The sequence below is a fragment of the Qipengyuania xiamenensis genome (assembly GCF_019711495.1).
Lineage (GTDB): Bacteria > Pseudomonadota > Alphaproteobacteria > Sphingomonadales > Sphingomonadaceae > Qipengyuania > Qipengyuania xiamenensis.
The window spans coordinates 144,754-168,268 of record NZ_JAIGNM010000003.1; the positions used below are offsets into that span (position 1 = coordinate 144,754).

The 23,515-nt window shown below is 63.0% G+C and carries 18 protein-coding genes; 9 read left to right on the forward strand and 9 right to left on the reverse strand.

Going from position 1 to position 23,515, the window contains the following annotated elements; genetic code table 11:
- Nucleotides 1-6 precede the first annotated feature (6 nt).
- The 4 genes from gltX to rpoB form a co-directional block, all read right to left on the reverse strand.
- Nucleotides 7-1,356 carry a glutamate--tRNA ligase gene (gene gltX / locus K3165_RS12250; protein WP_221549179.1) on the reverse strand — a complete coding sequence of 450 codons (1,350 nt, stop codon included), beginning with the start codon at nt 1,354-1,356 and terminating at the stop codon, nt 7-9.
- A 44-nt stretch (nt 1,357-1,400) separates the two neighbouring features.
- Nucleotides 1,401-3,743, reverse strand: a complete 2,343-nt coding sequence (locus tag K3165_RS12255; protein ID WP_221549180.1) for a putative bifunctional diguanylate cyclase/phosphodiesterase — start codon at nt 3,741-3,743, stop codon at nt 1,401-1,403.
- Between the two features lie 231 nt (nt 3,744-3,974).
- Entirely contained in the window at nt 3,975-8,309 is a 4,335-nt protein-coding gene (gene rpoC / locus K3165_RS12260) for a DNA-directed RNA polymerase subunit beta' (RefSeq protein WP_221549181.1), read from the reverse strand.
- 59 nt (nt 8,310-8,368) lie between these two features.
- Nucleotides 8,369-12,550, reverse strand: a complete 4,182-nt coding sequence (gene rpoB / locus K3165_RS12265) for a DNA-directed RNA polymerase subunit beta (RefSeq protein WP_221549182.1) — start codon at nt 12,548-12,550, stop codon at nt 8,369-8,371.
- Nucleotides 12,551-12,901: 351 nt separating this feature from the next.
- On the opposite strand from rpoB, the gene K3165_RS12270 reads away from it, so the two are divergent.
- Entirely contained in the window at nt 12,902-13,948 is a 1,047-nt protein-coding gene (locus K3165_RS12270) for a hypothetical protein (RefSeq protein ID WP_221549183.1), read from the forward strand.
- Here the strand turns inward: K3165_RS12270 and K3165_RS12275 are convergent.
- A complete protein-coding gene (locus K3165_RS12275; protein ID WP_221549184.1) occupies nt 13,945-14,637 on the reverse strand; it encodes a DUF4956 domain-containing protein in 693 nt (230 codons plus the stop codon). The two genes, K3165_RS12270 and K3165_RS12275, sit on opposite strands and share 4 nt — an antisense overlap.
- A 164-nt stretch (nt 14,638-14,801) precedes the next feature.
- Between K3165_RS12275 and K3165_RS14115 the strand changes: the two genes are divergently transcribed.
- The 7 genes from K3165_RS14115 (at nt 14,802) to K3165_RS12305 (ending at nt 17,914) form a co-directional block, all read left to right on the forward strand.
- Entirely contained in the window at nt 14,802-14,930 is a 129-nt protein-coding gene (locus tag K3165_RS14115) for a hypothetical protein (RefSeq protein ID WP_282098689.1), read from the forward strand.
- 64 nt (nt 14,931-14,994) lie between these two features.
- Nucleotides 14,995-15,480, forward strand: a complete 486-nt coding sequence (locus tag K3165_RS12280) for a DUF2975 domain-containing protein (protein ID WP_221549185.1) — start codon at nt 14,995-14,997, stop codon at nt 15,478-15,480.
- A complete protein-coding gene (locus tag K3165_RS12285) occupies nt 15,480-15,710 on the forward strand; it encodes a helix-turn-helix domain-containing protein (RefSeq protein WP_221549186.1) in 231 nt (76 codons plus the stop codon). Before K3165_RS12280 ends, K3165_RS12285 begins: the two co-directional genes overlap by 1 nt.
- A gap of 84 nt (nt 15,711-15,794) precedes the next feature.
- Entirely contained in the window at nt 15,795-16,052 is a 258-nt protein-coding gene (locus K3165_RS12290) for a hypothetical protein (protein ID WP_221549187.1), read from the forward strand.
- 309 nt (nt 16,053-16,361) lie between these two features.
- Nucleotides 16,362-16,877, forward strand: coding sequence for a 50S ribosomal protein L10 (rplJ, locus tag K3165_RS12295; protein ID WP_221549188.1), 516 nt, complete (start codon nt 16,362-16,364; stop codon nt 16,875-16,877).
- A 78-nt stretch (nt 16,878-16,955) separates the two neighbouring features.
- The gene (gene rplL, locus K3165_RS12300) at nt 16,956-17,333 is read left to right on the forward strand and encodes a 50S ribosomal protein L7/L12 (protein WP_090477479.1); all 378 of its coding nucleotides are present in this window, start codon (nt 16,956-16,958) and stop codon (nt 17,331-17,333) included.
- Nucleotides 17,334-17,542: 209 nt separating this feature from the next.
- The gene (locus K3165_RS12305) at nt 17,543-17,914 is read left to right on the forward strand and encodes a hypothetical protein (RefSeq protein ID WP_221549189.1); all 372 of its coding nucleotides are present in this window, start codon (nt 17,543-17,545) and stop codon (nt 17,912-17,914) included.
- A 13-nt stretch (nt 17,915-17,927) separates the two neighbouring features.
- Here K3165_RS12305 and K3165_RS14120 read toward each other — a convergent pair whose 3' ends face one another.
- Nucleotides 17,928-18,053: a hypothetical protein gene (locus K3165_RS14120; protein WP_282098690.1), complete on the reverse strand. Its 126-nt coding sequence runs from the start codon at nt 18,051-18,053 to the stop codon at nt 17,928-17,930.
- A gap of 32 nt (nt 18,054-18,085) precedes the next feature.
- Here K3165_RS14120 and K3165_RS12310 point away from each other — a divergent pair, with 32 nt between their 5' ends.
- Nucleotides 18,086-19,039: a transglutaminase-like cysteine peptidase gene (locus tag K3165_RS12310; RefSeq protein WP_221549190.1), complete on the forward strand. Its 954-nt coding sequence runs from the start codon at nt 18,086-18,088 to the stop codon at nt 19,037-19,039.
- A 39-nt stretch (nt 19,040-19,078) separates the two neighbouring features.
- Here K3165_RS12310 and K3165_RS12315 read toward each other — a convergent pair whose 3' ends face one another.
- From K3165_RS12315 to K3165_RS12325, 3 genes are read right to left on the reverse strand one after another with little or no spacing between them, the layout of a single operon-like run.
- Nucleotides 19,079-20,344: an HlyD family type I secretion periplasmic adaptor subunit gene (locus tag K3165_RS12315; RefSeq protein WP_221549191.1), complete on the reverse strand. Its 1,266-nt coding sequence runs from the start codon at nt 20,342-20,344 to the stop codon at nt 19,079-19,081.
- Entirely contained in the window at nt 20,341-21,360 is a 1,020-nt protein-coding gene (locus K3165_RS12320) for a cell wall hydrolase (protein WP_345721107.1), read from the reverse strand. Before K3165_RS12320 ends, K3165_RS12315 begins: the two co-directional genes overlap by 4 nt.
- Entirely contained in the window at nt 21,357-23,501 is a 2,145-nt protein-coding gene (locus tag K3165_RS12325; protein WP_221549192.1) for a type I secretion system permease/ATPase, read from the reverse strand. Before K3165_RS12325 ends, K3165_RS12320 begins: the two co-directional genes overlap by 4 nt.
- Nucleotides 23,502-23,515: the final 14 nt, after the last annotated feature.

The following is a 23,515-nucleotide window of genomic DNA, read 5'->3' on the forward strand; positions in this document are numbered from 1 at the left end:
GCGGGCTTAGCCGGTCGCTGCGTCCCGCAGGCGGGCCCGCGAACGCTCCTCCCCGATCAGCGGCAACAGTTCCTTCATGTCGGGGCCGTGGTCCATACCCGTCAGCGCGCGGCGCAGTGGAAGGAACAGCTCCTTGCCCTTTCGGCCGGTCGCCTGCTTGAGAGTTGCGGTAAGGTCCTGCCACGGCGTCTCGCTCCAGGTGAGCGCATTTACTCCTTGCGCCAGAAACGCCCGGTCTTCGTCCGAAAAGTCCGGCTGGTCAATCGGTCCGGTGACAAGCCTCCACCAATCTGCCGCCTCGCCCACATGCGTGAGGTTCGGACGCACCGCGTGCCATCCCGCCTCGTCCATGCCTCCGGGAAGCCGGCCTTGGACTTCGGCGAAATCCATCTGGTGAACGATCGCCGCGTTGAGGCGGTCCAGTTCGGTCTCGTCGAATTTCGCTGGCGCACGACCGAAGGTCGAAAGGTCGAATGTCTCCACCAGCCGTGCGCGTTCGGCGATTGGTTCGACCGGCTGCGACGTGCCTAGGCGGGCCAGCAGCGCGATCACGGCCTCGGGCTCGATATCGCGCTCGCGAAACGCGTCGCAGCCCAGTGAACCGAGCCGCTTGGACAGCTTGCCCTCCTTGCCAACCAGCAAGGCCTCGTGCGCAAACGACGGCATTTTTGCTGCAGCATATTGTGCAGCAATAAGCGCGGTAAACATCTGAATTTGAACGGCAGTATTGCTGACATGGTCTTCGCCGCGCAGAACACTGGTCACGCCCATGTCGAGATCGTCGACTGCGCTGGGCAGCATATAGAGCCAGCTGCCGTCAGCACGTCGGATAACCGGGTCGGACAGCTGTGCAGGATCGAATTTCTGCGTGCCGCGGACACCGTCTTCCCAGCGGATGGGCTCGTCATGTTCGAGCTTGAAACGCCAGTGCGGGAGCACGCCATCGGCTTCCTTCGCGCTGCGTTCGTCGTCGGTCAGTTTGAGCGAGCCTCGATCATAGATAGGCGGCAGGCCGCGGCCGAGCTGGATCTTGCGCTTGAGTTCCAGTTCCTGTGCGGTTTCGTAGGCGGGATAGACCCGTCCGGCAGCCTTCAGCGCCTCGAAAGCCGCATCGTATTTTTCCAGCCGTTCCGACTGGCGTTCCTCACCGTCCGGCGACAAGCCGAGCCAGGCCAGATCCTCGCGGATCGCGTCGACATATTCCTCGCGGCTACGCTCGGCATCGGTGTCGTCGATGCGCAGCATGAAGCGACCGCCGGCCTTGCGGGCGAGCATCCAGTTATGGAGCGCGGTGCGGATATTGCCGACATGGAGGCGCCCGGTCGGAGACGGGGCAAATCGCGTGATCGTGGTCATGCGGGCGCCGATAGCAGGCGGCGCAGCCCATGGCGAGAAAAGGGTTAGGCGGCGCGGCCGCCGCGGCGTTTGACCGCCGTTTCGCGGCGTTCGCGATAGTCGAGGAAACTGTCGCTGAGCTTGGGATCGGGCAGGCAAAGCAGCCCTCCGTTTTCTTCGTCCAGCTTGAATTCCTCCAGCGGCATCGGCTTGCCGACGAGGAAGCCCTGAGCCTCCTCCACACCCAGCTTGCGCAGGATATCCAGCTGTTCGCGGTTCTCGATGCCTTCTGCCGTAGTCTGCATGTCCAGTGCATCCGCGAGGCGGGTGATGCTGGAGATGATGGCCTTGCTGTGCAGGTCCTCGGTAACGTTTTCGACAAATGCACGGTCGATTTTGATGCGGTCGAACGGGAAGCTGCGCAGGTAGCCGAGCGAGGAATAGCCGGTCCCGAAATCATCGAGCGCGATGCGGACACCCAGTTCGCGAAGACGCATCAGGGTGGAGCGGCTGGCGTCCGTCTGGTCGAGCAGGACGTGCTCCGTAATCTCCAGCTCGACCCGCTCGGGCGCGAAATCGTGCTTGTGTATCGCCTGCGCGACAGTCGCGACGAGGTTCGGGTTCTTGACCTGCGTAGGCGAGAGATTGATTGCGAGGCGGAAATCGCCCTCCAATTTCGATGCCTGCGCCAACGCTTCGCGGATGGCCCATTCACCGAGCGAGGAGATCATTCCCGTTTCCTCGGCGACGGGCAGGAAATCGAGCGGTGAAATGATGCCGCGCTGCGGGTGGTACCAGCGCAGCAACGCCTCGACCCCGGTGGTCTTGCCCGAATCGAGATCGATGATCGGCTGGAAATGCAGGCGCATCTGCGCGCGCGAAAGAGCGTCGCGAAGATCGTTCTCGATATCCCGGCGCTCGCGTGCCTTGCGGTCCAGTTCGGGCTCGAAAAGGGCGAGGTGATCGCGCCCTTTTTCCTTGGCGGCATAAAGCGCCAGATCGGCACGGCGCATCAGCTCGTCCGCATCGCAATCCCCGTCGATGCAGCGGGCAACGCCAACGCTGGTCGAGATGCGATAGCTCTGTCCGTCGATCTCGTAGGGTGCGCGTATTACCGACAGGAAGCGATGTGCGCGCTCGATCAGCAGGCCATCGCCTGCGCGCGTCTCGATGAGGACGGCGAATTCGTCACCGCCAAGGCGCGCAACCAGGTCCTCGCTGCGAATCTCCTGTTCCAGCCGCGTCCCGACCTCGCGCAGGAGGCGGTCGCCAACCAAGTGGCCGCGGGAATCGTTGACTGCCTTGAAATCGTCGAGGTCGAGATAGAACAGCGCGATGCTGGCGCCATTCGAGCGCGTTTCACCGGCAAGGCCACGCAGCCTTTCATTGAACAGGTAGCGGTTGGCGAGGCCGGTGAGGTTGTCATAATGCGCCATGAAGGCGACGCGCTCTTCTACCAGCCTGTCACTCGTGACGTCGCGCGCGACCCCGCTCATCCGACCATCGACGCGAGGCCGGGCGGAAAGGCGCCAGTAACGCATTTCGCCATTGATCCGCAGCTTGACCAGAAGATCGCGAAATGCGCTGCGCTCGACGATATGGCGGGCCAGTTCGTCACGCTGTTCGCCATGCATGAACAGGTCGAGCAGGGGAGATCCCTCAAGCCGGCCGGTTTCATGGCCTGTCGCCTTTGCAAGGCGCGAGCTCACGTCGCGCAAATTGCCGCGGGGTCCGACGGTCCAAAGCCAGTCGGACGACTGTTCCTCATAGTCGTTGAGCAGCATGCTCACGGTCATCGCGCTTTCGCGGCGCTCGATTTCCGCGGCGCCGGCAGCGATGAAATGGCGATCCTGCGTACGGATCGTCATCAAAAGCGCGAAAGCGAAGGACAGGAGAAGAAGCATGGTGGGCCATGCCCCTACGCCGCCGATCATCCACGCCGTCAGCAACAGGGAAGGTGTCATCGTCAGGACATGGAAGGTCGCTGCCTGCGGCACGGTGCGGTGGACCAACAGCACGCCGCACAGCACTGCCGTGCCGACTATGCCGAGAACCGCAATGTTCAGTCCTTCGGCAAACGGAGCAAGGAACGGGAAGACGACGACATAGATCGAGCTTCCCACCGCTTGCAGGAAGAGGAACCTGCGCCAGTGGCGTTTCAGCTCGTCGAGCGAGGCGGTTTCGACGTCGAGCCTTCGGTCGAGGAAGAGATACACGCTCAATTGCGCGATCTGGGCAGCAGCCCAACCGAGAAGCAGTGACTTGGGCGCCACGTTCCAGAAGGTGTAGGCAAGGGTCAGGATGGCGCCCAGCGCCGGGATGAGCGACAGGGTTGCGCCTGATGTGAAGCTGCGCAGCCTGCGGTAGAGAAGCAGGTGTTCGAGCATGTCGGCAGGCAGGGCCTGCACGGACTCTGTCGATTGATCACTATCTAGACCTGCAAGCTGCACGGCCTTCCCCCTTGGGCAACATCCCGGGTGCGACTTCCCCTGTTGCCCTTTCGTGATCGTGCAATTTTGACAAACGGCGGTCAAGCGCGGTTTTTCGGCGCGGGAGTCAGCCATTATTGACGGCGATATAGAAAAAGCCCCGCCGGATCGATCCGGCGGGGCCCTTTTCTCGTCAGAGGTCAGTCAGACTTATTCGCCGTCCTTCGCCTCTTCGTTCAGGTAGTCACCCGCATCGGCATCAGTGCCGTGGGTTTCACCTTCCATGGCTGCCAGCGGATCGTCGCCGATCGCAGCTTCGGGGCCCTGAGCCAGCTCGGCTTCGTGCTCTTCTTCTGCGGTATTGGCTGCGATGATCGCTTCCTGGGCCTTCTTCCACTGTGCACGCAGCGCAGCGTCGCGGCTGGAGGCGGTCACGCGCATGCGGTTCATGCCCGCGCCGGTACCGGCGGGGATGAGACGGCCCACGATGACGTTTTCCTTGAGGCCGACCAGCGTGTCCTTCTTGCCCTCGACCGAAGCCTGGGTGAGCACGCGGGTCGTTTCCTGGAACGACGCAGCCGAGATGAACGAACGCGTCTGCAGCGAGGCCTTGGTGATGCCGAGCAGGATCGGGGTGCCCTTTGCAGGCTCCTTGTTCCGGCCAAGCTTCGCATTGGTCTCGTTGAGTTCTTCCAGGTCGACCTGTTCACCCGGCAGCAGCACGGTGTCGCCGCCATCGGTGATCTCGACCTTCTGCAGCATCTGGCGAACGATCACCTCGATGTGCTTGTCGTTGATCTTCACGCCCTGCAGTCGGTAGACTTCCTGGATCTCGTTCACGAGATACTCGGCCAGCGCCTCGATCCCGAGGACATCGAGGATGTCGTGCGGGTTCGGCGAGCCCGAGATCAGCGTGTCGCCCTTCTTGACGTGGTCGCCTTCCTGGACGTCGATGATCTTGGTCTTGGGGATCAGGTATTCTACCGGATCACCCTCCTCCGGAACGATCGCGATCTTGCGCTTCGCCTTGTATTCGCGGACGAATTCGATCTTGCCCGAAATCTTGGCGATGATCGCATTGTCCTTCGGCACGCGGGCCTCGAACAGTTCGGCGACACGCGGCAGACCACCGGTGATGTCGCGGGTCTTGGCAGCTTCACGTGAAGCACGGGCAAGGATGTCACCCGCCTCGACCTGCTGGCCATCCTCGACCGAGATCGCGGTGCCCGGTGCGAGCATGTAGCGCGCGGCATCGGTCTCGTCGGTCTGGCCTTCACCCAGAAGGGTCAGGCGCGGACGAAGGTCTTCCTTCTTGGCACGGCCGCCAGTGCGGATCTCGGTGACCACACGCTGAGCGATACCCGTGGCATCGTCGACGCGTTCTTCCATCGAGGTACCGTCGATGAGGTCCTGGAAGCGAACGACACCCGACTGCTCGGTGATGATCGGCAGCGAGAACGGATCCCATTCCGCCAGGCGATCGCCTTCCTTCACCTTGCCGCCATCCTTGTGCATCAGCACGGTACCGTAAGGCACCTTGTGGATTTCGCGCTCACGACCTTCGGCGTCGATGACTGCCAGTTCGCCGTTGCGGGCGAGCGACAGGATGCGACCCTTCTTGTCGGTGATCGTCGGCATGTCGCGATAGACGACCTTACCGTCCGAAATCGCCTCGAGATGGCTGGTTTCGTTGAGCTGTGCGGCACCGCCGATGTGGAAGGTACGCATGGTCAGCTGCGTGCCCGGCTCACCGATCGACTGTGCGGCGATAACGCCGACAGCTTCACCGATGTTCACCGGCGTACCGCGAGCAAGGTCACGGCCGTAGCAGGTCGCGCAAACGCCCTGCTTGGCTTCACAGACGAGCGGGCTGCGGATCTTGGCGACCTGCGTTTCCGCTTCCTCGATGACCTTGACCATCGGTTCGTCGACCAGCGTGCCGGCCTTGACGATGACTTCGCCGGTAGCCGCGTTCACGATGTCTTCGGCAACCGTACGGCCGAGGATACGCTCGCCGAGCGAGGCGATAACGCTACCGCCCTGCACGATCGCACGCATTTCGAGCGCATTGTCGGTCTTGCAGTTCTCTTCGACAATGACGCAGTCTTGCGACACGTCGACCAGACGGCGGGTCAGGTAACCCGAGTTTGCCGTCTTGAGAGCCGTGTCGGCCAGACCCTTACGCGCGCCGTGGGTCGAGTTGAAGTATTCAAGGACGTTCAGGCCTTCCTTGAAGTTCGAGATGATCGGGTTTTCGATGATCTCGCCCGACGGCTTGGCCATGAGGCCGCGCATACCGGCCAGCTGCTTCATCTGGGCCGGGCTACCACGCGCACCGGAGTGCGCCATCATGTAGATCGAGTTGATCTGCGCTTCCTTGCCGTCCTTGTCGATCGGCTGCGACTTGATCTCTTCCATCATGGCGTCGGCCACGCGGTCGCCGCACTGGCTCCACGCGTCGATGACCTTGTTGTACTTTTCCTGCTGGGTGATGAGACCGTCCTGGTACTGCTGCTCGTAGTCGGCAACCAGCGCCTTGGTTTCCTCGACCATGCCTTCCTTCGATTCCGGAATGATCATGTCATCCTTACCGAAGGAGATGCCGGCCTTGAACGCGTGGCGGAAGCCCAGCACCATGATGGCGTCGGCGAACAGCACCGTGTCCTTCTGGCCGGTGTGACGATAGACTTCGTCGATCACGTCGGCGATGTCCTTCTTCGTCAGCAGGCGGTTGACGATGTCGAAAGGAACCTTGTGGTTCTTCGGCAGGCACTCGCCGATCAGCATACGGCCGGGCGTCGTGACGAAGCGCTTCATCTCGACATTGCCCTTCTCGTCGGCCTGCGGGACGCGGGCCATGATCTTCGAGTGGAGCGTGACCGACTTGGTTTCCAGGGCCTGGTGCACTTCGGCCATGTCGGCGAACATCGGCAGACGTTCGTGCTTCTCGCCCTTCTTGTCGCCATCGACATACTCGGGCTTCTTCTCCTGACGCTCCATCGACAGGTAGTAGAGACCCAGCACCATGTCCTGCGAAGGCACGATGATCGGCTTGCCGTTTGCGGGCGAGAGGATGTTGTTGGTCGACATCATCAGGACGCGCGCTTCCAGCTGTGCCTCGAGGCTCAGCGGGACGTGGACGGCCATCTGGTCACCGTCGAAGTCGGCGTTGAAGGCGGCGCAGACCAGCGGGTGAAGCTGGATAGCCTTACCTTCGATCAGGACCGGTTCGAATGCCTGGATGCCGAGGCGGTGAAGCGTCGGTGCGCGGTTCAGAAGAACCGGGTGCTCGCGAATGACTTCGTCGAGGATGTCCCAGACTTCCTTGCGCTCCTTCTCGACCCACTTCTTCGCCTGCTTGAGGGTCATCGAAAGACCCTTGGCGTCGAGGCGGGCGTAGATGAACGGCTTGAACAGCTCGAGCGCCATCTTCTTCGGCAGGCCGCACTGGTGCAGCTTGAGTTCCGGACCGGTCACGATGACCGAACGGCCCGAATAGTCGACGCGCTTACCGAGCAGGTTCTGACGGAAGCGGCCCTGCTTGCCCTTGAGCATGTCGGACAGCGACTTGAGCGGACGCTTGTTGGCACCGGTGATCACGCGGCCACGACGGCCGTTGTCGAACAGTGCGTCGACAGCTTCCTGCAGCATGCGCTTTTCGTTGCGGACGATGATGTCCGGCGCGCGCAGCTCCATGAGGCGCTTCAGGCGGTTGTTACGGTTGATCACACGACGGTAGAGGTCGTTGAGGTCCGAAGTCGCGAAGCGGCCGCCATCCAGCGGGACGAGCGGGCGCAGTTCGGGCGGAATGACCGGAACGACTTCGAGGATCATCCACTCGGGACGGTTGCCCGATTCGATGAAGCTTTCGACGACCTTCAGGCGCTTGATAATCTTGGCGGGCTTGAGCTTCGACTTGGTGGTCGCGAGCTCTTCCAGCAGGTCTTCCTTTTCCTGCTCGAGGTCGAGATCCATGAGCATGGTCTTGACCGCAGATGCACCGATGTCGGCCGAGAAGGCGTCTTCGCCGTACTCGTCCTGCGCTTCGAGCATTTCGTCTTCGGTGAGAAGCTGGTTCTTCTCGAGCGCGGTCAGGCCCGGCTCGGTCACGATGTAGCTTTCGAAGTAGAGCACGCGCTCAAGCTGCTTGAGCTGCATGTCGAGCAGCAGGCCGATGCGCGACGGCAGCGACTTCAGGAACCAGATGTGCGCGACCGGAGCGGCGAGCTCGATGTGGCCCATACGCTCACGGCGAACCTTGGTCACGGTGACTTCGACGCCGCACTTCTCGCAGACGACGCCCTTGTACTTCATGCGCTTGTACTTGCCGCAAAGGCATTCGTAGTCCTTCACCGGACCGAAGATGCGCGCACAGAACAGGCCGTCACGCTCGGGCTTGAACGTACGGTAGTTGATCGTTTCCGGCTTCTTGATTTCGCCGAAAGACCACGAGCGGATGCGCTCGGGGCTGGCGATGCCGATCTGGATCTCGTCGAAGGTTTCGGGCTTCGCGAGCTGGTTGGTGAATTTGGTCAGTTCGTTCATGACTTAATTCCCTAAGGGGTATTTCTAATGGGCGGAAAGCGGTGGGGGCGAGAAGCCCCCTATTCCGCCGCGATCGCGAGGCCGTCGTCGTCTTCGTCGTCGCTGAGCGACTTGAGTTCGACGTTGAGACCCAGGCTGCGCATTTCCTTGACGAGAACGTTGAAGCTCTCCGGAATGCCTGCCTCGAACGTGTCGTCGCCCTTGACGATGGCTTCGTAGACCTTGGTACGGCCGATCACGTCGTCCGACTTCACGGTGAGGATTTCCTGCAGCGTGTAAGCTGCACCGTAGGCCTGGAGTGCCCAGACCTCCATCTCACCGAAGCGCTGGCCGCCGAACTGCGCCTTACCGCCCAGTGGCTGCTGGGTGACGAGCGAGTACGGGCCGATCGAACGGGCGTGGATCTTGTCGTCGACCAGATGGTGCAGCTTGAGCATGTAGATGATGCCCACGGTCACCTTGCGGTCGAACGCTTCACCGGTACGGCCGTCGAAGAGAACCGACTGGCCGTCCGCATCGAGACCGGCACGCTCCAGTTCCACGGTAACGTCGCCTTCGCGGGCGCCGTCGAACACCGGGGTACCCATCGGGACACCGCGCGACAGATTGCCTGCGAGCTCGACGATTTCCTCGGTCGAACGGGCCTTGAGGTCTTCCGCGTAACGTTCGCCATAGACGTCGTTCAGGCGCTCGATCACGGCTTCCGGCGGCTTGGCCTTGGAATAATCCTCGGCTGCGTTCGGATTGGCCTTCTTCCAGTCTTCGAGCTGCTCGCCGATCTGCATGCCCAGGTTACGGGCAGCCATGCCGAGGTGCGTTTCGAAGATCTGTCCGACGTTCATGCGCGAAGGCACGCCCAACGGGTTCAGCACGATGTCGACCGGCGTACCGTCGGCGAGGAACGGCATGTCCTCGACCGGCAGGATGCGCGAGATGACACCCTTGTTACCGTGACGGCCGGCCATCTTGTCGCCCGGCTGAAGCTTGCGCTTCACGGCAACGAAGACCTTGACCATCTTGAGCACGCCCGGTGCCAGTTCGTCACCACGCTCGAGCTTTTCCTTCCGGTCTTCGAACTTGTCGTCGATGACCTTCACGCTCTCGTCGTACTGCGACTTGACCGCTTCGAGCTGTGCCTGGCGGTTGTCGTCGGCAACGGCGAACTTGAACCATTCGTGCTTCTCGACGCCCTCGAGCACCTCTTCGGTGATCTCGCTGCCCTTCTTCACGCCCTTCGGAGCTGCCGAGGCAGTCTGGCCGGTGAGCATGTCGCGCAGGCGGTTGTAGGTCGCACGGTTGAGGATGGCACGTTCGTCGGCCGCGTCCTTGCGGAGGCGTTCGATTTCCTCGTTCTGGATCGCACGCGTACGGTCGTCGATCTCGATACCGTGACGGTTGAAGACACGGACTTCGACCACGGTACCGGCAACGCCCGGCGGCAGGCGGAGCGAGGTGTCGCGAACGTCGCTGGCCTTTTCACCGAAGATGGCGCGCAGGAGCTTTTCTTCCGGCGTCATCGGGCTTTCACCCTTCGGCGTGATCTTGCCTGCGAGGATATCGCCCGGGTGCACTTCGGCACCGATGTAGACGATGCCCGCCTCGTCGAGGTTGCGCAGGGCTTCCTCGCCGACGTTCGGGATGTCGCGGGTGATGTCTTCCGGGCCGAGCTTCGTGTCGCGGGCCATGACTTCGAATTCCTCGATGTGGATCGAGGTGAAGACGTCGTCCTTCACGATGCGTTCGGAGATGAGGATACTATCCTCGTAGTTGTAGCCGTTCCAGGGCATGAAGGCGACGAGCGTGTTACGGCCCAGTGCCAGTTCGCCCAGATCGGTCGAAGGACCGTCGGCGATAACGTCGCCGGCTTCGATCGTTTCACCCACCTTCACCAGCGGACGCTGGTTGATGCAGGTGTCCTGGTTCGAACGCTGGAACTTCTGCAGCGTGTAGATGTCGACGCCCGACTGGCCGGGTTCGACATCGCCGATGGCGCGGATCACGATACGCGTCGCGTCGACCTGGTCGACCACGCCGCCGCGCTTGGCGGTGATGGCCGCGCCCGAATCGCGCGCAACGGTTTCTTCCATGCCGGTGCCGACCCAGGGCGCTTCCGCCTGTACGAGCGGAACGGCCTGACGCTGCATGTTGGCGCCCATCAGTGCGCGGTTGGCGTCATCGTTTTCCAAGAACGGAATGAGCGATGCACCGACCGAGACGAGCTGCTTGGGGCTCACATCCATCAGCGTGATGGTTTCGCGCGGAGCCATCAGGTTGTCGCCAGCCTGACGGGCCGAGACCAGCTCTTCCACGAAGCCACCCTTGTCGTCGAGATCGGCCGAAGCCTGTGCGACGGTGTGCTTCTGCTCTTCCATCGCCGAGAGGTAGATGACCTCGTCGGTGACCTTGTTGTCTTTCACGACGCGGTACGGGGTTTCGATGAAACCGTACTTGTTGACGCGGGCGAAGGTCGACAGCGAGTTGATCAGACCGATGTTCGGGCCTTCCGGCGTTTCGATCGGGCAGATGCGGCCATAGTGCGTCGGGTGAACGTCGCGGACTTCGAAGCCTGCGCGCTCGCGGGTGAGGCCGCCCGGGCCAAGCGCCGAAACGCGGCGCTTGTGGGTGACTTCCGACAGCGGGTTGGTCTGGTCCATGAACTGCGAGAGCTGGCTCGAGCCGAAGAACTCGCGCACGGCAGCCACGGCGGGCTTCGCGTTGATCAGGTCGTTCGGCATGACGGTCGACACGTCGACCGAGCTCATGCGCTCCTTCACGGCGCGTTCCATGCGCAGCAGGCCTACGCGGTACTGGTTTTCCAGCAGTTCGCCGACCGAGCGGACACGGCGGTTGCCGAGGTTGTCGATGTCGTCGACTTCGCCCTTGCCGTCCTTGAGGTCGACAAGCTCCTTGACCACGGCGAGGATGTCTTCCTTGCGCAGCGTGGTGACGGTGTCTTCGGCATCGAGGTCGAGACGCATGTTGAGCTTGACGCGGCCGACGGCCGACAGGTCGTAACGCTCGGAATCGAAGAACAGGCCTTCGAACAGCGCTTCTGCGGTCTCCTTGGTCGGCGGTTCGCCCGGACGCATGACCTTGTAGATCGCTTCCAGACCTTCATCACGGTTCTCGGCCTTGTCGACCTTCATCGTGTTGCGGATCCACGGACCGGTGTTGACGTGGTCGATGTCGAGCAGGTCGAGGCTGTCGACGCCGGCAGCGTCGAGCACTTCGAGGTTCTCTGCCGAGACTTCGTCGCCCGCTTCGATGTAGATGCGGCCGGTGCTTTCGTCGATCAGGTCTTCGCTGGCGTAGCGGCCGAAGACTTCTTCGGTCGGCAGCAGCAGCGTGGTGAGACCGTCCTTGGCCGCCTTGTTGGCAGCACGCGGGCTGATCTTGGTGCCTGCGGCGAAGACTTCTTCACCGGTCTTAGCATCCACCAGCGGGAAAGCCGGCTTCTGGTTACGCCAGTTTTCCGCGACGAACGGCAGTTCCCAGCCGTCCTTGGCGCGCTTCCAGGTGACGGTTTCGTAGAAGTGCTCGAGAATGCCTTCGGCATCGAGGCCGAGGGCGTAGAGCAGCGCGGTGACCGGCAGCTTGCGCTTGCGGTCGATACGCACGTTGACGATGTCCTTGGCGTCAAATTCGAAGTCGAGCCAGCTACCGCGGTAAGGAATGATGCGGGCAGCGAAGAGGAGCTTGCCCGAGCTGTGGGTCTTGCCGCGATCGTGGTCGAACAGCACACCCGGCGAACGGTGCATCTGCGAGACGATAACGCGCTCGGTGCCGTTGATGATGAAGGTACCGTTGTCCGTCATCAGGGGCATGTCGCCCATGTAGACGTCCTGCTCCTTGATATCGAGGACCGAGCGGGTCTCGGTTTCCTGGTCGACTTCGAAGACGATCAGGCGCAGCGTGACCTTCATCGGCGCGGCATAGGTGATGCCGCGCTGCTTGCATTCGACGATGTCGTGCTTGGGCGGTTCGAGTTCGTAATGCACGAAGTCGAGTTCGGCGGTGCCAGCGAAGTCGCGCAGCGGGAAGACCGAGCGCAGCGTCTTCTCGAGGCCGGAAACGTGACCCGCTTCCTTGTTCGAGCGCAGGAACTGTTCGTAGCTCTCGCGCTGGACCTCGATCAGGTTGGGCATGTCGACGACTTCATGGATGTCGCCGAAGATCTTGCGGATACGCCGCTTTGCAGTACCGGAAGCAGTGTTCCGGGGTGCCTTCGCCTTGGTAGCCATAAGGGGTGTGTACCTCTTCTTGTGTGCATCTGGTTCCGCGCGGTCGGAACCGGAAAGTGTTTCTCATGCGCGTGAGAGCCATATCGCTAGGGACGCAAAAAGGCCGCAGCGAATGCGCACCGGTAGCGGCGGCAGCTGCAGCTCATGAAAAGCGTCGCGATATGGAAACGCCGCTTCCATCCTGTGTCCGATCCCCGCGCATGAATCAGACTCGCTCGAAGCGTGCGGTCGAGGGGGCATGTAGGAAGTCGTCGGGGCTAAGTCAAACACCTCTTTGGCCTTCGAAACGGCCGGCACTGCCGAGAGGCCGCGACCTGTGTTATGCATGCCGGAGATCGGGAGGGAGACCTGATGGAAAATCGTTGGCTTGTCCTTGGTGTTGCAGGCGCGCTTTGCGCCGCGGTTCCCGGCAGCGAGAGCATGGCCGCAGCGGGCGAGGTCACCCCCCTGTTCGACGACGATTCGATCATCGAAGTCACCCTGACTGGCCCTGTCAAAAGCATTGCGCGTAGGGCGCAGCGATCGACCAAGCCGCACGCCGCAAGGCTGGATGCGGCAGGCGAGAGCCACGCCATCACGCTTGCCGCGCGCGGCAAGTCCCGCCGCGAGCGCGACAAATGCCGCTTCCCCCCGCTTCGCATCGCCTTTCCCGAGAAGCCCGGCGAGCAATCGCTGTTCTACCGGCAGGGGCGGATCAAGCTGGTGACCCATTGCCGAAACGTGGATGCGGCAGAGCAGACGATCCTTCGCGAATACGCCGCCTACCGGCTCTACAACCGCGTAACGCCCGAAAGCCTGCGCGTCAGGCTCGCGCGGATCCGCTATGTCGACGATGGCGAAGTCGTGGCGACGCGGCTGGGATTCTTCATCGAGGATGGCGATGATGCTGCGCGCCGGCTGGGGATGAAAGAGATCGACACGGGAGACATCCCCGTCGCCAGCCTCGATCAGGGCGATGCGGCCCGATATGCGATGTTCCAGTACATGATCGGCAACACCGACTGGTCGATGGTGATCGGCCCGGAGAAGTCCGACTGCTGTCACAACTCGCGCCTGTTCGGGGCGGAAAAGTCCGCGCGCGGCGCGCTCACTCCCGTGCCCTACGATTTCGATGCCGCAGGGCTGGTGGACGCGATTTATGCCGAACCGAACGAGCGACTGAAGACGCGCTCGGTCAAAACCCGAGTCTATCGCGGCTTTTGTGCCTTCAATGCGCTTCTCCCCGCAGAGGCAGACCGGATGCGCAAGCTGAGGCCTCAGTTGGAGGCGGAAATCACCGCCACGCCCTATGCCAGTGCCGCGACGAAGCAGGAGATGCTGTCCTACCTCGCCGGCTTCTATGAGGACATCGACAGTCCGGAGACCTTCCAGGCCAGGCTGACGGGGCGCTGCCGCTAGCTGCGCGGGCCTCCGCCCTCACCCGACTGGTCGCGTCCCTGCGGATCGTCTTCGGCCTCTTCCTCAAGGTGCACATTGTTCGGTCGCAGGTAGCGATGCGTACCGGTCAGCCCGCCATAGTCGGCGACCCACAGGAAGGCGAAGGTGAAGTTGAACAACACGGTCATGACCAGTGCGATCTCCAGCGCACCGATCCCGGCGGCAAGGCCGATGCCCGTGGCGAGGAGGATATAGATCGCATCGCCCGAACTCTTGAGCGTGTTGCGGAAACGCACGCCGCCCACGATCCCTGCAAGCGAGAAAGCCAGCGCGAGAGAATTATGCACCATCACCACGATGGCGGTGACGGCGATCGGCAGGACGATCATCGTTTCCACCAGCGCCTGGTCGTATTCGGTTCGGCTGCGCGAGGCCATGTAGACCCATGTGACCGGAAGCGTGGTCAGCACTGCGCCGCAGACAGCCACGAACAGCCAGACGATCGACTGGGCTAGATTGCCGACCTGGGTGGCACCGATGCCGATACCCTGGAAGGGATCGCCCGATTGCGCACTCAGAAGCGTCTGGGCGCCGCCGATCGGCATGTAGTTGGTCATGGAGGGGAAAAGGGAGACGAACCCCACGACTGCCCCCGTTACCACGAGATAGAAGAGCGTCAGGCGTAGGAACAGGCTGCGGACTCTCGTCATGCTTTCCCCTTCAGAAGCAGGCCGGAATTCACCCCATAGCCGCATTCCCGGCCCAGCCAAAATCCTCATCCGCAAGGGTGTTATCGTTTTTCGATATTATTGATTGACAATAAACGCGCCTCGACTTATTGATTATCGATATTGAAGATCAAGGAGTTCGATAAATGCCCCGCGTATCCAACCAGTTCGCCGCCGCTTTCGCAGCGCTCGCGATCACCATCGTGTCGATGCAGATGATCGTCACCGTCCCGCCCGCGCAGGCCAGCCCGATCCTTCCTGTAGCGATCGCGTAAGCCAAGCCGGAGAAAACCCATGAAAAAGCTTTCTAGAGACCCTCTACTTTCGGCAGGAAAGATTATGACCCTGCTGCTGATGGGCATCACCGGCCTCGTTGCCGCGCTGCTGGTGCTCCTCGTGCCGTTCCTGATCTACCATCAGGCCGACTTCGCGAAGACGGTCGTCGAAGCTGGTGGAGAATTCCTGCCCGCCTTCGTTATCAGCTTGGTACTGATCGCAACCGCTGCCGTGATCGTGGCGATGGCGTTCCACTTCTTCCAGTTGCTCGGCCGCATCATCGATACGGTCGGCGATGGCGACCCCTTCAGCGCCGACAATGCGCAGCGGCTCACGCGGATGGGCTGGATCGCCCTGATCTTCCAACTGGCATCCTTCCCGATTGCAGCCATGGCGGTCTATCTCGTGAAATACTTCCCCGAAGAGAACCTGACGGTCGACATCGATTTCTCGCTGACCGGCGTCCTGCTTGCGATCCTACTCTTCATCCTCGCCCGCGTGTTCCGTCACGGTGCCGCAATGCGCGCAGATCTCGAAGGGACCGTGTGATGCCAGCCGAAGAAAGAACCCGGATCATGGTCAAACTCGACGACCTGCTGCACGAACGCCGCATGACCCTCACGGAGCTGGCAGACCGTGTCGGCCTCACCCTCGCCAATCTCTCGATCCTCAAGACCGGCAAGGCCAAGGCGATCCGCTTCTCCACGCTCGAGGCGATCTGCCGCGAGCTGGACTGCCAGCCGGGCGACCTGCTCGCCTATCAGATCCACCGCGACTGAGGGAAAGTGGAACAGGCGCAGCCCGGCGGCGTTGGAAAACCGATCCGGGCGCGCCCTGCCCCGGCCGATACTGGGGACCTATCCATGAAGAAAACCATCCTGATCGCCGCCCTGCCCGCAGCCCTCGCGCTTTCGGCCTGCGGCGATCCGATCGACGGCAGTGACACGGCGGACATTACGAACGATGCGACCACCGTAGAGACCGGCGATGAAGACGCCGAAGCCTATAATCCCAGCGAGGACGGCATGCTGGAGTCCGAAGGCCTCGTCGACGACACACCGGTCACGACCGAGGAATCGCTCGAAGAATATGAAGAAGACACGGAAGAAACCGAAATGTGATCGTGGCGTCCGCGCCCTGCGCGGGCTTGACAGAATCGCTGAAATCCTTAGAGGCCCGCCACCGAAGGCGGGTCTCTTTGTATTCGCCCTCATCCGTCCGAGACAGTTGGTGACCGGAATTTGCCGGTCTTAATTTCCAGCCTAGACGGGGAAAAGAGATTTTCAGGTGGGCTTCAACCCCGCCGTTTCGCGTCATCAGGCGCACTCCTTCCCCATCAACGGACCCGCCCGTGTCGAGCTATCGGCATGGACAAACGTAGCCGATCCCGGCGGAGCATTTCCGGCGGGGTCATAGTGAAGGAGTATGGCATGGATCGTTCGCAGAAAGCCGACGCGGTCGCCCAGCTCAGCGAAGTCTTCAACCAGGCTGGCGTGGTCGTCGTGACCCGCAACCTGGGCCTTACGGTCGCCCAGTCGACCGAATTGCGTACGAAGATGCGTGAAGCCGGTGCGTCCTACCAGGTTGCGAAGAACCGTCTCGCCAAGCTCGCTCTCGACGGTACCGACTATACCGGTATCGCCGACCACCTGACCGGCCCGACCGCCCTCGCCTACAGCGAAGACCCGGTTGCAGCTGCCAAGGTGGCAGTGGAATTCGCAAAGACGAACGATAAGCTCGAAATCGTCGGTGGTTCCATGGGAGCGGTTGCGCTCGACGAAGCTGGGGTCAAGGCACTCGCCTCGATGCCGAGCCTCGACGAACTGCGTGGCACGATCGTGGGCCTCCTCAACGCGCCGGCAACCAAGGTTGTCCGCACGGTCAAGGAGCCCGTTTCGATGCTCGCACGTGTCTTCGGTGCCTATGGCGCCAAGGAAGCAGCGTAAGAGACCTCTCGCAAACGCGACTTATTCATCGGGGCAAACCAATCATCCGCCCCGGCCTATTTATTGGAGTGAAACATCATGGCTGATATCGCCAAGCTTGTTGAAGAACTGTCGAAGCTGACCGTCATGGAAGCCGCTGAGCTTGCCAAGGCACTTGAAGAAGAGTGGGGCGTGAGCGCCGCTGCTGCTGTTGCTGTTGCTGGCCCGGCCGGCGGTGGCGACGCAGGTGCCGCTGCTGAAGAAAAGGACGAATTCGACGTCGTCCTCACCGGCGACGGTGGCAAGAAGATCCAGGTCATCAAGGAAGTCCGTGCCATCACCGGTCTCGGCCTTACCGAAGCCAAGGCTCTTGTCGAAGGCGCACCGAAGGCGCTCAAGGAAGGCGTCAACAAGGCTGAAGCCGAAGAAATCAAGGGCAAGATCGAAGCAGCCGGCGGTACCGTCGAGCTCAAGTAAGCCTTTCGCTTACGCTTCGGTCTCTCACCCGAGAGATCACGCAGAGGGCGGTGCCGCGAGGCGCCGCCCTTTTTGCATGCAAAACCGGGTCATCGCGGCAACAAATCGGGATTATTCCGGAATTATTCGCCTCACCTCTTGTGCGAGGCAGCCTGCCGCAATAACGGCACCGCGCACCCGTAAGAGGTGCTCCCGAAAAGAGGAAAAAGATGGTCGCTCCGCTCGCAGTTTTCTGCGCCTATATTTGCGCGTGCTTTGTTCTGGCCGCGCTCCACTCCCGCCTGCTCCCGGACTCCTTCACCGCCTACTGCCTCGACGGCCGCCCGTGGATGGCGATCGCGTGGCCGTTCCTGTTTGTCTACGACGCCTGCGACTTTGCAGGTTGGCTAATCCTGCGCGCGAATGACGGCATGAAATCGATCATCGACCGACTCTCGCGGAAACGCAGGAAGCGCGTCACGCAGTCCTATTTCAGCTATGGCTCGGCACTTCCCGACCAGCGCCGGAAAGCACGCCGGGCACGTCAGCGTCCGCGCGGCCGCTACTCTCGTCGCACGAGGTCGCAGCGGCGCAGCGCCTGATCGTCAAGCACGATCAAATGATTTGAAGGGCATCGCGAAGCAGCGAATTTCCGCCGAAGGAGATCTTCGGGCGGGCCAATCCTTGCGCCCGCGTTAACCAGAACGCGAAACCGAACATTGAGGCAAGGCCATTAGCCATGCCCCATGGCCGGAAGCTCTCACACCGCCCGCATGGCAAAAACTGCGCTGCGCTTTGCGCTCGCCGGTGCCGCCACATTCGCACTCGCGCCTGCCGCGCAGGCCGCCATCCCCGGCGCCGCAATGGTACCGGCGGCGATTGCGATCGAAGCAACCAATTGCTCCTCGGCATTTGCTCCGAGCGCCCCGGTCTCGATGTCCGACAGCGCGCCCAGCAAGGGAGCACAGATCCTCGGCGGAACCAGCGCGCTAGACGCGATCCGCGCGCAGCAGGAAGCGCCCTCGTCGCATCCGCTGCTGTCCGGCGCGCCTGCCAAATTCGAACCCGCAGCCGCTCCTGCGCCGCGCGAGACGCGGACTTGCGCGCTTGCCCCGCAGCCCTTCAAGCTCAATCCGAAGCTCGCTGCAAAGCCGGCAGGCTTCGTTGCACAGCGCCCGGGCTTTTCCATTTTCGCACCGCGTGCGGAGCCGCGTGACGGCATCATCCTCGGCAGCCGCATGGTGCCGATCGGACGCACCAGCTTCGATGCCCAGTGGAACCGCGTGAGCGGCGCTCGCACCGATCTTGCCCCCACGCTCGCAGCGATTTCCGGCCCCAAGGCGGATCGCGCGGATCTGATCGCTTCGGTCAATGCGTGGGTCAATCGCAGCATCGGCCATGCCGAGGACCGGGACCTGTTCGGCCGCAGCGACTATTGGGCAGATGCAGCCACGACGCTGCGCCTCGGGCGCGGCGACTGTGAAGACTTCGCCTTGCTCAAGATGGAGCTGCTCGCAGCGGCCGGCATCAAGCGTGAAGACATGATGCTCACGCTCGCACGCGACCTGATCCGCCGCCGCGACCACGCCGTGCTAGTGGTGAAGACCGAGGACGGCTTCGTCATGCTCGACAATGTCGGCAGCGCCCCGCTCGACGGATCGCAGAGCCACGGCTACCGCCCGGTCATGAGCCTGGGCGCGAAGCAGAATTTCCTGCACGGATATTGAGAGGCGGGTGCTGCGGCACCGCGCCCCTCGCCCCCAACCTTATCGCTCGGTCATCGCCCTGTCGAAGGCGCGGTTCACCGGCTTGAAGAGGTAGGACAGCACGCTGCGGCGCGCGGTCAGGATTTCAACGTCGCAGACCATGCCCGGCACGATCGGCAGGCGGACACCGCCCTTCTCGATGAAGGCGCGGTCGGTCTCGATCACGACGGCGTAATAGGCCTCGCGCTCGACCTCGTCGAAGATGCTGTCGGCGCTGACCTGCACGACGCTGCCGCGCATGCCGCCATAGATCGAGAAGTCGTAGGCGGTGACCTTGACGTTGGCCTTGTCACCGACCTTCACGAAAGCGCGGTCGCTGGGTGAAATGCGCGCTTCGATCAGCAGCTTGTCGCCCACGGGCACAATCTGCATGATCTGCTCGCCTGCATTGACGAAGCCACCCTGCGTGGTGACCTGGAGATCGTTGACGACGCCGTCCGACGGCGCGCGCAATTCGTTGCGGTCTCGCCTTGCAGAAGCACCGCGAATGCTTTCCTCGTTCACCGCGATACGCGTGGTGATCTCGCTACGCTCTGCCAGCGCCTGCTGGCGGAAATCGGCACGCGCCTGACTAAGGTCGGCCTGTGCCTGCCGGATCGCTGCCGAAGCGCGGCCTGCGGCCTGGCGCGCAGCCGAGAGGCGGCCCTGCAGGTCGACGACTTCGCGCTGGGCCGACAGCAGGTCGGTCTGCGGGACGATGTTCTTTTCTGCCAGCGGGCGCAGCATGTCGACCTGCTCGCGCGCGAGGCGCAGGCTGCTTTCGAGGCTCGACGCGGTGGCCTGCGCTTCCGACAAGTCGCGGCGGCGCTGCTCTACCGCCGAAGCGAGCGAGGACTCGCGAGCGCGAGCCGTATCGGCACGGGCCTGCGCAAGTCGGCGCTCCTCGGCACAGGCGGTCCCGGCTTCGCATCCGGCCGACGAACCGCCGGCTTCCGCATCGAGGCGCTGGGCTCGGGCCTGCAGACGCTCGTTCTCGGTCTGGAGTTCGCCCAGGGCGGACGCGCTCTGGGAATCGTCGAGGCGGACCAGCAAGTCGCCCTTCTTCACGCTCTGGCCGTTGCGCACGAGGATCTCGGACACGACCGAGGGTTCGGCGGGCTGGACCAACTGCGCCTTGCTCGAGGGAATGACCTTGCCGGTGCCGCGCGTGATCTGGTCGACCTCCGCGACGGCGGCCCATGAGAACAGCAGCGCGATCCCCACCGCCGCGACGATGATGAGGCGGCGCGAGGCAGTCATCGCATTCCAGCGCTGGGTAACGCTCATTGCTCTTGCTCCGAAACTGTTGCGGGCGCGGTGATGGTTTCGCCCTGCCCGCCGGCCGTCGAGCGATAGCTCGCGCTCAGTTGTACGGGATCGGGAATGCTCAGGCGCCAGGTCTTCGTGGTGTCGATCCGCCCGCCGACGTCGGCTGCGGCATGGCGGTCCTTAATGTCGGGAGTGACGGTAAGACCGGGCGTGTATTCGGGTGCGGCGCTGGCAGCGAGTTCGACCGCGTCATCGCCTGTGCGGAAACGCGCGAAGTCGATAGCTGGCTTGTATTCGCGGCCGCCCCAGCTGCCGTAGAAACTGGCCGACCGGCCGGGCGAACCGGGGAAGCGGTAGAAGATGTGGCGGCCGACCTGCGCGATCTTGCCGAGGCGGAACGCCCAGTAGGGCACTACGTAATCGGCGTGGTAATGCGTCGCGGTGCCCACTTCGGCGACCTCGTAACCCGACAGCGCATCGCGGGCGATGGCCTTGGCATTGCGCCACAGGTCTGCACGCGGCTTGCGCATCAGCGCGCCGTCGCAGGTGAAGCTGAACTGACAGACAGGCTGGTTCCAGCCCTGGTAGACGACGCCGCAGACAGTGTTGGGATAGGCGGGATGGCGGACACGGTTGAGCACCACCTGCGCGACCGCGCGGCGGCCCTTCTCCGGTTCCAGCGCGGCTTCGTAGTAAACTGCCTGCGCTAGGCACTCGGTTGCCGTGCCATAGTGCGCCGACGACATCGGGATGCCTGCGAAACGTCCTGCGCGCTCGATGCCGCCCTTCATGGTCGGGATCGCAAGATTGCGCTCCAGCGCACCCTGCGGATCGGTGTTCGCAAGCGTTTCGTCGGCCTCGCTTGACGTCGTCATGGCAGCGAGATCCTGCTGCAATTCGGGCTCGAGCACGGCCATCGCGGCAACGGTTTCCTGCGGGACGAGCAGCGAAGAAGTCCCGACAAGGAAGCTCGCGCCAGCCAGCAGCGCGAATGCGCCGTAGCGGCGGGCCTTGTGGGTCGCGGCCGAGGTCACGAGGCGTCTCCGCGGGCGGCACCGGCCTTGGCGAGGACTTCCTTCACCGGGCCGTCGGCAGCGATGCGGCCGCGATCGAGCACGATCAGGCGGTCGCAGATCGCGAACAGCGCCGGACGATGGGTCGAGATGACCAGTGTCTGGTCGGGCGTGACCGACTGCGAGAGGCGTTCGACGAAAAGCTTCTCGGTATCACTGTCCATGGCGCCGGTCGGCTCGTCGAGGAACAGGAGTTCGCGCGGCTCGACCATGGCGCGCGTCAGCGCAAGGAAGCTGCGCTGGCCGCCCGAAAGCTGGCGGCCGTCTTCGCCGACGGCACGGTCGAAACCGCCCGCGTCGCGTGACAGGTAGCTGTCGGCACCGGTGGCGCGCATGGCGGCGACGAGTTCCTCTTCGGAAATGCCCATCTTGCCCAGCGTCAGGTTCTCGCGAACCGAACCGGAAAAGAGCGCGGCATCCTGACCGACGAAGCCGAGCGCATCGCGCAGCTGGTGCGGTCGGTACTGGCGGCTGTCGATGCCGTTGACCGTCATCGAACCTTCGGTCGGCGCATAGAGACCGCACAGGAGGCGGCCGAAGGTCGACTTGCCCGACGCCACGCGTCCGACGAGAGCGATCCGCTCACCCGGCTCGATGGTCAGATTCAGGCCTGCCAGCGCCACCGGCGATTCCTCGCTGTAGCGGAACTCGGCATCCTGGAAGACGATGCGCGGCTTCTTGATCGCGCTCGGTGCGACGCTCGCGCCCAGCTTGCGCTCGTCCCCGCCCTCGAACATGCGCTCGATACTGCCGAGCGTTTCCTTGGCCTGTCGGCCGCGGGTCAGCAGGAAGGCGATCTGGCCGGCCGGGGCCAGCGAACGCGAGGCCAGCATGACGATCGCGATGATCGCGCCCATGGTGATCTCGCCGGCGGCAAACAGGTAGTAGCCGCCGATGATCAGCGACACGGTCGAAAGCTGCTGGAAGACCTGCGCAAGGCCCACGGCGACCGAGTTGATGTTGCGCAGGCGCAGCTGCGAATGGCCGCCGACCTCGGCGAGGCGGTGCCAGCGCGACAGCATGCCGCCCTCCCCGCCCATGGCCTTCAGCGTTTCCGCACCGGTGAGCGATTCCACCAGCAGCGTCTGCTGGAGGCCGTAATCAGCCTGCGCATCTTGCGAGGCTTCCACGACCTTCTTCTGCAGGATGAAGCCGGCAATCGTCATGGCGAGGATGATCGTCAACGGGACGAGCGCAAGCCACCCGGCGATGATCGCGATGACGGCGACGAAGATGACCAGGAATAGCGCATCGACCACCAGCACGACCGAAGTCGAGGCGAAGAAATCGCGCACGGTCGCATATTCGGCGACGCGCGCGGCGAGCGAGCCGGTGTGGCCCTTGCGCTCTGCCAGCGGGACGGCGAGCAGGCGCGAGAAGATCTTCTGGCTCAGCTTGAGGTCGAGCCTCTGCGCGATCTCGTCGACGATCGAGGTCCGCGCACGGCGGAGCGCAAATTCCAGCGCGAAGGCGAGCAGCACGCCCGTACCCAGCACCCAGAGCGTTTCCTGCGCCTGGTTCGGGATCACGCGGTCGTAGACGTTCATCGTGAAGATCGGCAGCGCGACGGCGAGCAGGTTGATGATGAGCGAGGCCAGCAGCACCGGCATGAAGGCCTTGCGCTCGCGGCGCAGCTCGCCCCAGAACCAGTGCGTGCGCGCCTTGGTGTGCCACGGCGCCTCGTCGGCGCGCATGCGGTCGGGATCGCCGTAGATCGGGATCAGGCGGCCGGCATAGGCCCCGGCAAGATCCTCGCGCTTTTCCCAGACCTCGTTGCCCGTCTCGGGACGCCAGACGAGCAATTCGTCTTCCTGGGCGTCGAGAAGGATGACGTAACGCCCTCCTTCCAGCGCAACGATGGCGGGAAGATGGGTCGCGCTTGCCGGCAGGCGGCTACGTTCGACGACGTCATAGTTCAGGCCCGCGAGATCGAGAGCTGCAGGAGCCTGGTGATAGGGCAGCAGCCCTTCGGCATTGCGGGGCAGTTGCGCGAGCAGGTCACGCGCAAAAGGGAGCCCGTAGCGACGAGCTCCCTCTCCAATGCATTCGACGAGCGGGTCCAGGACCCGCCCGTCGATCTGTTCGGCAATTGCTTGTTCCATAGCCGTTACGGCCC

What these genes read in the sequence shown, in the direction of transcription:
- K3165_RS12325 (WP_221549192.1), bottom strand. Translation starts at nt 23,501, where the DNA reads ATGGAACAAGCAATTGCCGAACAGATCGACGGGCGGGTCCTGGACCCG.
- K3165_RS12275 (WP_221549184.1), bottom strand. Translation starts at nt 14,637, where the DNA reads ATGACGAGAGTCCGCAGCCTGTTCCTACGCCTGACGCTCTTCTATCTC.
- K3165_RS14120 (WP_282098690.1), bottom strand. Translation starts at nt 18,053, where the DNA reads ATGGCTAATGGCCTTGCCTCAATGTTCGGTTTCGCGTTCTGGTTAACG.
- K3165_RS12305 (WP_221549189.1), top strand. Translation starts at nt 17,543, where the DNA reads ATGGTCGCTCCGCTCGCAGTTTTCTGCGCCTATATTTGCGCGTGCTTT.
- rplL (WP_090477479.1), top strand. Translation starts at nt 16,956, where the DNA reads ATGGCTGATATCGCCAAGCTTGTTGAAGAACTGTCGAAGCTGACCGTC.
- rplJ (WP_221549188.1), top strand. Translation starts at nt 16,362, where the DNA reads ATGGATCGTTCGCAGAAAGCCGACGCGGTCGCCCAGCTCAGCGAAGTC.
- rpoC (WP_221549181.1), bottom strand. Translation starts at nt 8,309, where the DNA reads ATGAACGAACTGACCAAATTCACCAACCAGCTCGCGAAGCCCGAAACC.
- K3165_RS12280 (WP_221549185.1), top strand. Translation starts at nt 14,995, where the DNA reads ATGACCCTGCTGCTGATGGGCATCACCGGCCTCGTTGCCGCGCTGCTG.
- gltX (WP_221549179.1), bottom strand. Translation starts at nt 1,356, where the DNA reads ATGACCACGATCACGCGATTTGCCCCGTCTCCGACCGGGCGCCTCCAT.
- K3165_RS12285 (WP_221549186.1), top strand. Translation starts at nt 15,480, where the DNA reads ATGCCAGCCGAAGAAAGAACCCGGATCATGGTCAAACTCGACGACCTG.
- K3165_RS14115 (WP_282098689.1), top strand. Translation starts at nt 14,802, where the DNA reads ATGCCCCGCGTATCCAACCAGTTCGCCGCCGCTTTCGCAGCGCTCGCG.
- K3165_RS12315 (WP_221549191.1), bottom strand. Translation starts at nt 20,344, where the DNA reads ATGAGCGTTACCCAGCGCTGGAATGCGATGACTGCCTCGCGCCGCCTC.
- rpoB (WP_221549182.1), bottom strand. Translation starts at nt 12,550, where the DNA reads ATGGCTACCAAGGCGAAGGCACCCCGGAACACTGCTTCCGGTACTGCA.
- K3165_RS12290 (WP_221549187.1), top strand. Translation starts at nt 15,795, where the DNA reads ATGAAGAAAACCATCCTGATCGCCGCCCTGCCCGCAGCCCTCGCGCTT.
- K3165_RS12270 (WP_221549183.1), top strand. Translation starts at nt 12,902, where the DNA reads ATGGAAAATCGTTGGCTTGTCCTTGGTGTTGCAGGCGCGCTTTGCGCC.
- K3165_RS12310 (WP_221549190.1), top strand. Translation starts at nt 18,086, where the DNA reads ATGGCAAAAACTGCGCTGCGCTTTGCGCTCGCCGGTGCCGCCACATTC.